12 protein-coding genes are annotated in these 10,086 nt (G+C 75.0%); 6 read left to right on the top strand and 6 right to left on the bottom strand.

Annotated features, from left to right (window positions below):
• Positions 1-667, bottom strand: a 667-nt coding sequence (infC, locus tag OMK64_RS19195; RefSeq protein ID WP_272729970.1) for a translation initiation factor IF-3, incomplete at its 3' end; no start/stop codon positions are given.
• A gap of 401 nt (positions 668-1,068) precedes the next feature.
• On the opposite strand from infC, the gene OMK64_RS19200 reads away from it, so the two are divergent.
• The 3 genes from OMK64_RS19200 (at position 1,069) to OMK64_RS19210 (ending at position 3,660) form a co-directional block, all read left to right on the top strand.
• The gene (locus OMK64_RS19200; RefSeq protein ID WP_272729960.1) at positions 1,069-1,497 is read left to right on the top strand and encodes a Fur family transcriptional regulator; all 429 of its coding nucleotides are present in this window, start codon (positions 1,069-1,071) and stop codon (positions 1,495-1,497) included.
• 92 nt (positions 1,498-1,589) lie between these two features.
• A complete protein-coding gene (locus OMK64_RS19205) occupies positions 1,590-3,092 on the top strand; it encodes a catalase (RefSeq protein ID WP_272729961.1) in 1,503 nt (500 codons plus the stop codon).
• A gap of 172 nt (positions 3,093-3,264) precedes the next feature.
• The gene (locus OMK64_RS19210) at positions 3,265-3,660 is read left to right on the top strand and encodes a DUF1844 domain-containing protein (RefSeq protein WP_272729962.1); all 396 of its coding nucleotides are present in this window, start codon (positions 3,265-3,267) and stop codon (positions 3,658-3,660) included.
• A gap of 106 nt (positions 3,661-3,766) precedes the next feature.
• Here the strand turns inward: OMK64_RS19210 and OMK64_RS19215 are convergent, their stop codons facing one another.
• Positions 3,767-5,131: an MFS transporter gene (locus OMK64_RS19215; RefSeq protein ID WP_272729963.1), complete on the bottom strand. Its 1,365-nt coding sequence runs from the start codon at positions 5,129-5,131 to the stop codon at positions 3,767-3,769.
• 189 nt (positions 5,132-5,320) lie between these two features.
• Between OMK64_RS19215 and OMK64_RS19220 the strand changes: the two genes are divergently transcribed.
• The 3 genes from OMK64_RS19220 to OMK64_RS19230 are packed head-to-tail and all read left to right on the top strand — an operon-like array spanning position 5,321 to position 7,345.
• Positions 5,321-6,148, top strand: a complete 828-nt coding sequence (locus OMK64_RS19220) for an efflux RND transporter periplasmic adaptor subunit (protein ID WP_272729964.1) — start codon at positions 5,321-5,323, stop codon at positions 6,146-6,148.
• On the top strand, positions 6,145-6,876 hold the full coding sequence (locus OMK64_RS19225; protein ID WP_272729965.1) for a S1C family serine protease: 732 nt from the start codon (positions 6,145-6,147) through the stop codon (positions 6,874-6,876). The genes OMK64_RS19220 and OMK64_RS19225 overlap by 4 nt, the downstream gene beginning before the upstream one ends.
• Before the next feature lie 46 nt (positions 6,877-6,922).
• On the top strand, positions 6,923-7,345 hold the full coding sequence (locus OMK64_RS19230; protein ID WP_272729966.1) for a spore germination protein GerW family protein: 423 nt from the start codon (positions 6,923-6,925) through the stop codon (positions 7,343-7,345).
• Between the two features lie 15 nt (positions 7,346-7,360).
• On the opposite strand, the gene OMK64_RS19235 is transcribed toward OMK64_RS19230, so the two are convergent.
• The 4 genes from OMK64_RS19235 to OMK64_RS19250 form a co-directional block, all read right to left on the bottom strand.
• On the bottom strand, positions 7,361-8,095 hold the full coding sequence (locus OMK64_RS19235; RefSeq protein WP_272729967.1) for an SseB family protein: 735 nt from the start codon (positions 8,093-8,095) through the stop codon (positions 7,361-7,363).
• Between the two features lie 7 nt (positions 8,096-8,102).
• On the bottom strand, positions 8,103-8,843 hold the full coding sequence (gene priA / locus OMK64_RS19240) for a bifunctional 1-(5-phosphoribosyl)-5-((5-phosphoribosylamino)methylideneamino)imidazole-4-carboxamide isomerase/phosphoribosylanthranilate isomerase PriA (protein ID WP_272729968.1): 741 nt from the start codon (positions 8,841-8,843) through the stop codon (positions 8,103-8,105).
• Between the two features lie 44 nt (positions 8,844-8,887).
• Positions 8,888-9,535 carry an imidazole glycerol phosphate synthase subunit HisH gene (gene hisH / locus OMK64_RS19245; RefSeq protein ID WP_272729969.1) on the bottom strand — a complete coding sequence of 216 codons (648 nt, stop codon included), beginning with the start codon at positions 9,533-9,535 and terminating at the stop codon, positions 8,888-8,890.
• 63 nt (positions 9,536-9,598) lie between these two features.
• On the bottom strand, positions 9,599-10,086 hold a 488-nt coding region (locus OMK64_RS19250; RefSeq protein WP_276596315.1), incomplete at its 5' end, for a hypothetical protein.

Consider the following 10,086-nt stretch of genomic DNA (forward strand, 5'->3'; position numbering starts at 1 on the left):
GTGCCGCAGCAGCCGAGGCAGGCGCGGACGGGGCGGTCGCCGCAGGTGCGGCGGGCGCCTCGGTGCGGGCCGGCGCGGCGGCGGGAGACTCGGTCTCCACCTCCGCGGCACGGGCCGCGGCCTGCGCAGCACGACGCTGCTCCTGCTTCTGGTCCGCCTTCTTCTTGGTCGGGCCGAGGACCATGATCATGTTGCGCCCGTCCTGCTTGGGCGAGCTCTCGACGAAGCCGAGCTCGGCGACGTCGTCGGCGAGGCGCTGCAGCAGGCGGATGCCCATCTCCGGGCGCGACTGCTCGCGACCGCGGAACATGATCATGACCTTGACCTTGTCCCCCGCCTTGAGGAACCGCTCGACGTGGCCCTTCTTGGTGCCATAGTCGTGCGGGTCGATCTTCAGGCGGAAGCGGATCTCCTTGAGGACCGTGTTGGTCTGGTTGCGCCGGGCCTCGCGCGCCTTCATGTCTGCTTCGTACTTGAACTTGCCGTAGTCCATGATCTTGCAGACGGGCGGACGGGCGTCCGGGGCGACCTCGACGAGGTCGAGGTCGGCGTCCTGGGCCAGGCGCAGTGCGTCTTCCACGCGGACGATGCCGACCTGCTCGCCGTTGGGGCCGACCAGGCGGACCTCGGCGACGCGGATCCGATCGTTGATGCGGGGCTCGCTGATGTGTGCTCCTCAGGTTCGTCGTGGCGGACCGTCAGGAACGAGGAAGGCCCCCGTCCTGAGCACAGGAGGAGGCCTCGTACAGCTCCGCCCCGCGCACGACCGTGCGGTCGCCGCGAGTCGCGCCGAACGGCGTGGCCGTCGACGTGCGGACTGGTGACCCGGTCCCTGTCGCCGGTCGAGCCGGTCGGTCGAGACCCAGGTGGGAGGTTCTCCACTTGTGCCCCTGGACCGTCGGACGCCGCCCCTCAGCGGGTCGGACGCACGCGGTCGCAGGTCAGTCGTGGACAAGGTTACCAGACGGCCGCGCACCTCTCGTCCGAGGGGCCCGAGCCGCCGGGTCCACGTCAAGTAGAACGACTCCAATACTTGAATGATTCCAGTATCGGTGGTTGGGTGGACACGTGGACGACACCGCACTCCTGCGTGACCACGGCCTGCGGGTCACCAGCCCGCGACTGGCCGTGCTCGACGCGCTCCGCCGCAGCCCGCACGCCGACGCGGACACCGTGCTCCGCCTCGTGCGCGCCGGGGTGCCGTCGGTGTCCGTGCAGGCCGTCTACGACGTGCTCGGCGCGCTCACCACCGCCGGGCTGGTCCGGCGCATCGAGCCGGCGGGCCACCCGGCGCGCTACGAGCGGCGCGTGGGCGACAACCACCACCACGTCGTCTGCCGGAGCTGCGGCGCGGTCGACGACGTCGACTGCACCGCGGGCCACGCACCCTGCCTGGTCCCCTCCTCCACGTCCGGCTTCGCGGTCGAGACGGCGGAGGTCACGTTCTGGGGCCTGTGCCCCACCTGCGCGGCGGCCGCGACCGCCGCCGACGACTGACCGGCCGCCCGGCGACCGCCGGGCACGCCGGCCCTGACGGGCACCCGGTACCCGGGTCACCCGACGCACCCCCCACCCTGGAGAGGACACCCATGTCTCACGTGCCCCCGACGACGACGAACAGCGGCGCCCCGGTCGCCTCCGACGCGCACTCGCTCGCCGTCGGCGCCGACGGCCCGATCGTCCTGCACGACCACTACCTCGTCGAGAAGCTCGCGCAGTTCAACCGTGAGCGCGTGCCCGAGCGCGTGGTCCACGCCAAGGGCGGCGGCGCGTTCGGCACGTTCACGACGACGGGCGACGTGTCCGCGTACACGCGCGCCGCGCTGTTCCAGCCGGGCGTGACGACGGAGATGCTGGCGCGCTTCTCGTCCGTCGCCGGCGAGAACGGCTCCCCCGACACGTGGCGCGATCCGCGCGGGTTCGCGCTGAAGTTCTACACGTCCGAGGGCAACTACGACCTCGTCGGCAACAACACGCCCGTCTTCTTCATCCGCGACGGCATCAAGTTCCCCGACTTCATCCGCTCGCAGAAGCGTCTGCCGGGCTCGCACCTGCGCGACAACGACATGCAGTGGGACTTCTGGACGCTGTCGCCCGAGTCGGCGCACCAGGTCACGTGGCTCATGGGCGACCGCGGTCTGCCGTCGTCGTGGCGCCACATGGACGGCTTCGGCTCGCACACCTACCAGTGGGTCAACGCCGCGGGCGAGCGGTTCTGGGTCAAGTACCACTTCAAGACGCAGCAGGGCATCGACAACCTCACGGCCGACGAGGCCGCGCAGCTCGCCGGGTCCGACGCGGACCACCACATCCGCGACCTGTTCGGCCACATCGAGGCCGGCGACTTCCCGCGCTGGACCCTGTCGGTCCAGGTCATGCCGTACGAGGACGCGACGACGTACCGCTTCAACCCGTTCGACCTCACGAAGGTGTGGCCGCACGCGGACTACCCGCTGATCGAGGTCGGCGTCATGGAGCTCAACCGCAACCCCGAGAACTACTTCGCGCAGATCGAGCAGGCGACGTTCGCGCCGTCGAACTTCGTCCCGGGCATCGGCGCCAGCCCCGACAAGATGCTGCTCGCGCGGATCTTCTCCTACGCCGACGCGCACCGGTACCGCGTGGGCACCAACCACGCGCAGCTCCCGGTCAACGCGCCGCACTCCGAGGTGCACTCGTACTCGAAGGACGGCGCCGCGCGGATCGCGTTCCACGCCCCCGACGTCCCCGTCTACGCGCCGAACTCGGCGGGCGGCCCGGCGGCCGACCCGACGCGCGCCGGCGAGTCCGGCGGGTGGGAGTCGGACGGCGCGATGGTCCGCGCGGCGGCGACGCTCCACGCCGAGGACGACGACTTCGGCCAGGCCGGCACGCTCTACCGCGAGGTCTTCGACGACGCCGCACGCGCGCGTTTCCTCGAGACGATCACGGGGCACGTCGGCGGCGTCCGTCGTGCCGACATCCGTGAGCGCGCGATCCAGTACTGGACGCAGGTCGACGCCGGCCTGGGCGCGCAGCTGCGCGCCGCGCTGACCGGCACGGCTCCCGTCGAGACCGGCGAGCCCGCGACGGCGAGCGTCCCGGTCGCCTGACCCGCACGACCCCACGACGAGGCCCCGTCCTGCCGACCCGGCGGCCGGGGCCTCGTCGCGTCCTGGCGTCCGGCCGTGCGGCTGTGCGGCTGTCCGGCGGGACGGGTGCGAGGCCGTCGCCGGGGGCCTGCGACGGTCCGAGCCACGCGTGTGCGGTGAGAGGATCGGGCCCATGACCGACTCCCCCACGTCCGACGCCCCCGACGCCACCGAGACCGCCGACGGCGCGGTGACCGGTGCGACGCGCGACATCGCGGACGTCGCCGCCGTCGAGGTCATCACGACCGCCGCGGTGCACCTCATGAGCGCCGCCGCCGTGAAGTGCGGCCTCGCCGAGGACGGCCCGGACGGCGCCGGCGCGGAGTACCTGGACCTCGACGAGGCGCGCAAGCTCATCACCGCGCTCGCGGCGCTCGTCACGGCGTCCGCCCCGGACATCGGCAACCAGCACGCGCGGTCGCTGCGCGACGGGCTGCGCACCCTGCAGCTCGCGTTCCGCGAGGCGTCCGTCATCCCCGACGCGCCCGGCGAGGGCCCCGGCGAGAAGTTCACTGGCTCCGTCGTCTGACGCCGGAAGCGTCGGCGTCGCGATGTGCGTCGCCCGACGCCGGCGGGCGCGTGGTCGGCAGGACGCGCGTCGTCCGACGTCCCAGGCCCTCTCGGCCCGATGCGCGTCAGACGCCCGTGGCGGCCGCGAAGGGCTCAGACGCCCGCGGGTCCTTCACGACCACGCCCTCGGTGGCGAGCGGCTCGCGCGGCGTGACCACGGTCGGCTCGTCGGCGGCCGCCGACGCCGGTGCGTGCGTCGTCCCGTCGGCGGTCCCGGGAGCGGCGTCGTGGTGCGGCGCCGCCCCGTCGACCGCTCCGCCGCGCCGCGCGGACGCGACCCGCAGCACCACGAGGCCGCCGACCGCGACGGCACCGCCGACGGCGGCCGCGGTGAGGAAGCCGTGGCCGGGCGTGCCGTGGTCGATCACCCAGCCGCACAGCGGCGCGCCGAGCGCGTTGCCGACCGTCGACATCGTGCCGCTCCAGCCCATGACCTCGCCGCGCCGGTGCTCCGGCACGAGCCGCACGAGCGTCGCGTTGATCGACGACAGCGCGGGCGCGCACGGCAGGCCCGCGAGCACGACCGCGAGCGCGAGCCAGACGGGGACCGGCGCGAAGGCCGCCGGGACGGTCGCGAGCGCGAGGATCGCGACGAGCGCGAGCGGCGACGGCGAGCGGTGCCGGGCACCGTGGACCAGGCCGCCGACGACCGAGCCGCCCGCCCACAGCGCGATCATCCAGCCGACGTCGGCCGCGCGGCCCTCGTCGTTGAGCGCGGCGACGAGCGACACGTCGGTGCCGACGAGCACGAACGACGCCGCGAGCGCGGCGAGCAGCACGACGACGAGGTCGGGACCGAGCACGCGCGCGCGCCCACCGTCGACGACCGCGGCCGTGCCGGCGGGGGTCGCCGAGCGCGTCGGCGGGTTCGCCCAGAACAGCAGCACGCCCGCGAGCACCGTCGTGCTGCCGACGACCGTGAGGGCCACGGACGTCGACAGCTGGGTCGCGAGCACGACGCCGATCACCGGCGCGAGCATGAAGGTCACCTCGACGGCGACCGAGTCGAGCGCGAACGCGGAGCGCTGCTGGGCGAGCGGCACCATGACGGACAGCGACTGGCGCGTCACCGAGAACACGGGCACGAGGAACAGTCCGGCGACGACGGCCGCGACCACGAGGGCCTCGTAGGAGAGGTGCGGCGCGACCACCCAGACGGCCGACTCGACCACGATCGACGGCGCGATCGCGCGGCGCAGGCCCAACCGGTCGACGAGCCGCCCGCGCCACGGGGCACCGATCGCCATGCCGACCGTCATCGCGCCCGCGACGAGACCCGCCTGCGCGTAGCCGCGGTCGAGCGCCGTCACGACGTGCAGCGTGAGGACGACGCCGGTCATGGCGTGCGGGATGCGGGCGACGAACGACACGGCGAACAGCCGCCCCACCCCCGGGAGGCGCAGCAGCGCGCCGTAGGGGAAGCGGGACATGGCGACCATTGTCGCCCGGGGCGAACGGTCCTCCGACCGAATTCCCGGCCACGCCCGCCCGGTGTGACGCGGCTCGCGCCCGACGGCGACCGGCACCCGGACGGACCGGGCGAACCGTCCGGTCCCCGACCCGTCGCCTCACCCGTGACGGTCGACCCCCGGGCCGGCGGGCGCTCGTATCCTGGGGCGATGCCGACCGACAACGCCCCCGCCGGCTGGCCCGAGACCCCTCGACCCGGGACACCCGCACCCGGTTCGCCTGCGAGCGCTCCGGTCCCGCCCGCGACGCACGCGCCGACGGCACCCCTGCCGCCCGTGCCCGGCGCCGTGCCGCCCGCCCCGGCCGGCCGGCCGGCACCCGCACCCGTACCCACGGCCGCACCGGGCTCGCCCGGTGCACCGATCGCCACCGCAGCACCGGCAGCCACGCCGTGGGTTCCGGCGAGCCCGCCCGTCGTCCCGCCTGCGGGCGGCACCGCCGGTGCGCGCGAGCCGGGAGCACCGCGCCGGCGACGAGGCACCACCGTCCTCGCGGTCGCGCTCGTCGCGGTGCTCGTCGTGTCCGGGCTCCTGACCGCCTACCTGATCCGCACCACGACCGCCTGGCAGCGGACCTCGGCGGAGTGGGAGGACCTCGCGCGCACCCACGGCACGGAGCTCGCCCAGGTGCAGACGGACCTCGAGGCGGCGCAGGCCGAGCTCACGGACACCCAGACGCAGCTCGCCGCCGCGCAGCAGCGCATCACCGAGCTCGCCGACGAGAAGGCGCGGCTCGGCGACACCAGCGCGTCGCAGCAGCAGCTGGCCGACTACCAGGCGCGCGTGTCCCAGGCCGCCGGTCAGGTCGCGACCGCGCTCGCGAACTGCATCGACGGGCAGCAACGCCTCATCGGCTACCTCCGCGACGCCGACCAGTACGACCCGTCGGACCTGCAGCGATTCGCGACCGACGTGGACCGCGTGTGCGGTGCCGCGACCGACGCGAACGCGGCCCTCCAGCGCGAGCTCGACCGGTGACGCGTCCCGGCCTGCGGGCGCTGTCCGGCCTCGCGCTGCTCGCGTCGGTGACCGGGTGCGCCGTCCTGCCCGCGATGCCCGCGCCGGTGCCGTCGAGCGTCATCCCAAACCGCGCCCCGGCGCCCGCGCCGACGTCGTCCGGCAACCTCTCCCCCGACGGCTTCGACGCGGCGCAGCGCATGGCCGTCCGGATCCGCAACATCGGGTGCGGCTCGGTCTCGACGGGCTCGGGCTTCGCGATCGACGCGAACACGCTCGTGACGAACCGGCACGTCGTGGCCGACTCGTCCGCCCTGCAGCTCAGCACGTACGACGGCCGCGACGTCGGGGCGACCGCGGCGAGCACGGCGGGGCTCGCCGACCTCGCGATCGTCCGGACCGCCGAGCCGCTGCCCGCCGCACCCGAGCTCGCGGACGCCGACCCCGCGACCGGTGACGCGGTGACCGTGGTCGGATACCCGCTCGGGCAGCGGCTCACGATCACCACCGGGTCCGTGCTCGGCGCGACGACCGACCCGCTCAACGTCAACCTCGGCGAGGTCCTCGTGACCGACGCGCCCGTCGAGCCCGGGAGCTCGGGCTCCGCCGTGCTCGACACCGACGGGCGCGTCGTCGGGGTCGTCTACGCGAAGGACGCCGAGGGGCACAGCTTCGTGGTGCCCGTCAGCACCCTGCGCGCCATGCTGGACGACGAGTCCGCCTTCACCGCCGCACCCACCTGCACCTGAACCGCTCGACCTGCTCCTGACCGACCGAGAACGCACGGAGGAACGCATGTCCGACGCACCTCGTTTCGACCCGACGCAGCTCGCCGGCGCCGCCAACGACAACCTCACGGTCCGCCGCGTGTTCGGCGACGCCTACGAGAAGGACGGCACGCTCGTCATCCCCGTCGCCCGGGTGTCGGGCGCCGTCGGTCTCGGCTCCGGGGACGGAGAGGGCGACCTGCCGTCGGCGCCGTCGTTCGGCCGGCGGTCGGGCGACCCCGAGCCGCACCACGGGCACGGCGGCGGGCACGGCGGGGGCGGCGGGTACGCCGCGCACGTCAAGGCGGTCGGCGTGTTCGTCGTCGACGGCTCCGGAGTGCAGTGGCGGCCGACGCTCGACCTCAACCGGGTGATCCTCGGCGGGCAGCTCGTCGCCGCGACCGCGGTCACGGTGTTCGCCTTCGCCTGGGCGCTGCGACGCCGGCACTGACGCCCGGCGCCCGGGTCAGCCGGCGGCGCGCACCCGCAGCTCGAGCGAGTCGACGCGCGAGGTCACGGTCTCGTCGGCCGCCAGCGCCGCCTTGACCTGGGCCAGCACCGCGTCGAGACGCGCCCGGTCGAGCCCCGGGACGAGGCCCAGGACGACGGCCACCTCCGCGCGCGACCCCGGGTCCGCGCTCGCCTCGACGACGTCGCGCACGGTCGCGAGCGCGCGCCGGACCGCCTCGGCGACGTCCCGGTCGACCGTCCCGTCGACCACTGCGGGCTGCCACGCCTGCCCCTGGGCCAGCGCCCACACCGCCGTGCGGGGCAGCAGCGCGGTGACCGGACCGCCGGCGTCCACCACGAGCACCTCCCAGCCCTCCTCGACCGCGGACAGCGCCGCGCGCGCCGCGTCGGTCGGCACGGGCCGGGCGTCGGCACGCCACGCCGTCATCGCCGCGACGCTGGTGAACACCGGCAACGCGGTGCGACCGTCCGGCGTCCGCAGCGCGACGATCCCCGCGGACGCCTCCTTGTCGACCGTGTGCGCGTGCCCGTCGTGCACGACGACGTCGGCCGCCTCGAGCTCGGCCAGCACGGGCACGAGCACGCGCGTGCCCGCGAGCGCGTCGACCACGCCCGCGACCGTCGCGTCACCCCGGCCGTACGCGGACAGCGCCGCGGCGACGCGCGGGTCGGCGGACCCGTCGTCCCCGGCGAACGGCGACGACGGCGGCAGCGCGCGGCCGGTGCTCACGACGGGGTCAGGGCCGGCCGACGACGTCGAGCGCCTGCGGCAGCGTGAACGCCCCCGCGTAGAGCGCCTTGCCGACGATCGCGCCCTCGACGCCCACGGGCACGAGCTCGCGCAGCACGCGCAGGTCCTCGAGGCTCGACACGCCGCCGGACGCCACGACCGGGGCGTCGGTGCGCGCGCACACCTCGCGAAGGAGGTCGACGTTCGGGCCGCGCAGCGTGCCGTCCTTCGTCACGTCGGTGACGACGTAGCGCGAGCAGCCGGCGGCGTCGAGGCGCTCCAGCACCTCCCACAGGTCGCCGCCCTCCTGCGTCCACCCGCGGGCCGCGAGCGTCGTGCCGCGCACGTCGAGACCGACCGCGATCTGGTCGCCGTGCTCGGCGATGACGCGCGCGGTCCACTCCGGGTCCTCGAGCGCGGCGGTCCCGAGGTTGACGCGCGTCGCGCCCGTCCCGAGCGCGCGGGCCAGCGACGCGTCGTCGCGGATCCCGCCCGACAGCTCGATCTTCACGCCCTTGTTCGCCAGGTGCTGCGTGACGTCGGCGAGGAGGTCCGCGTTCGAGCCGCGCCCGAACGCCGCGTCGAGGTCGACGAGGTGGATCCACTCGGCACCCCCGGCGTGCCAGTCGAGCGCCGCGGCGAGCGGGTCGCCGTAGCCGGTCTCGGAGCCGGCCTCCCCCTGGACGAGGCGGACGGCCTGGCCGTCGGCGACGTCGACGGCGGGCAGCAGCTCGAGGCGGTCGGTCATGGGTGTCCTCCGGGAGGTGGTGCGGTGATGGGGTCGGACCGGGCTCAGCGCAGCGAGTCGACCCAGTGGGTCAGCAGCTGCGCGCCCGCGTCGCCGGACTTCTCGGGGTGGAACTGGGTCGCGGCGAGCGGGCCGTTCTCGACCGCCGCGACGAACCGGTCGCCGTGCGTGGCCCACGTGACGAGCGGCGCGCTGAACGGCGTCGCGCTCTGCTCCTCGTCGGTCAGCGGGAACGACCGCGCGGCGTAGGAGTGCACGAAGTAGAAGCGCTCGTCCTCGAGGCCGCGGAACAGCGTGCTGCCCGCGGGCGCGTCGATCGTCGCCCAGCCCATGTGCGGCACGACGTCGGCCTCGAGCCGGTCGACGACGCCCGGCCACTCGCCCAGCCCGTCGGCCCGGTCGCCGTGCTCGACGCCCTCGGCGAACATGACCTGCATCCCGACGCAGATGCCGAGCACGGGACGCCCGCCCGCGAGCCGCCGGTCGACGACCTGGTCGCCGCCGACCGCGCGCAGCCCGCCCATGACGGCCGCGAACGCGCCGACGCCAGGCACGACGAGGCCGTCGGCCTCGGTCGCGGCATGCTTGTCCGCCGTCAGCTCGACCTGGGCGCCGACGCGCTCGAGCGCGCGCACCGCGGAGCGGACGTTGCCGAAGCCGTAGTCGAGGACGACGACGTGGGGGGTGGACACCGCGTCAGGCTACCCGCCGGTCGTCGCCGACGCGGGCCGCGGTCGCGCGACGAGACGGACCTCTCACCGGCTCTTGCGACCCGCCGCGAGCGCACGCATCGCCTGCCAGCGGGACGTGCCGACGCTCGACACGACGCCCGGGACCTCGGCGACCTTCGCGTCGCCGAGCAGCAGGTCCTCGAGCACCTCCGGGGCGTCCGAGAGCACGAGGCCGGGCGGCAGGTCCGCGACGCGCGCGCCGCCCGTCCAGCGCCCTGCGGAGATCTGACCCTCGCGGCGCTCGAGCAGGATCACGGGCAGCGTCCGCAGCAGCTTGGAGATCGCCTCCGCGCCGGCCGGCCCGCTCGCGGGGTCGCGCAGCACCGCGATCGCGCCGACCGACGACGGCACGACGTCCACGTCGACCTTGGCCAGCGCGCACGCGGCGGCGAGCGGCGCCGGCGCGGCGACCTGCGTCACGACGAGCGCGAGCGACGGGACCTCGGTGCCGCCCGCGGCGAGCGACGACAGGTCGTCGGGCACGACGACGGCGTCAGCGTCGCCCGTGCTGT

It is taken from the genome of Cellulomonas fimi, from assembly GCF_028527925.1.
In the GTDB taxonomy this organism is placed as follows: Bacteria; Actinomycetota; Actinomycetes; order Actinomycetales; family Cellulomonadaceae; genus Cellulomonas; species Cellulomonas fimi_C.

Excerpts from the sequence above, each read along its gene's own strand:
- OMK64_RS19205 (WP_272729961.1), top strand. The coding sequence starts at position 1,590 with ATGTCTCACGTGCCCCCGACGACGACGAACAGCGGCGCCCCGGTCGCC.
- OMK64_RS19210 (WP_272729962.1), top strand. The coding sequence starts at position 3,265 with ATGACCGACTCCCCCACGTCCGACGCCCCCGACGCCACCGAGACCGCC.
- OMK64_RS19215 (WP_272729963.1), bottom strand. The coding sequence starts at position 5,131 with ATGTCCCGCTTCCCCTACGGCGCGCTGCTGCGCCTCCCGGGGGTGGGG.
- OMK64_RS19220 (WP_272729964.1), top strand. The coding sequence starts at position 5,321 with ATGCCGACCGACAACGCCCCCGCCGGCTGGCCCGAGACCCCTCGACCC.
- OMK64_RS19230 (WP_272729966.1), top strand. The coding sequence starts at position 6,923 with ATGTCCGACGCACCTCGTTTCGACCCGACGCAGCTCGCCGGCGCCGCC.
- priA (WP_272729968.1), bottom strand. The coding sequence starts at position 8,843 with ATGACCGACCGCCTCGAGCTGCTGCCCGCCGTCGACGTCGCCGACGGC.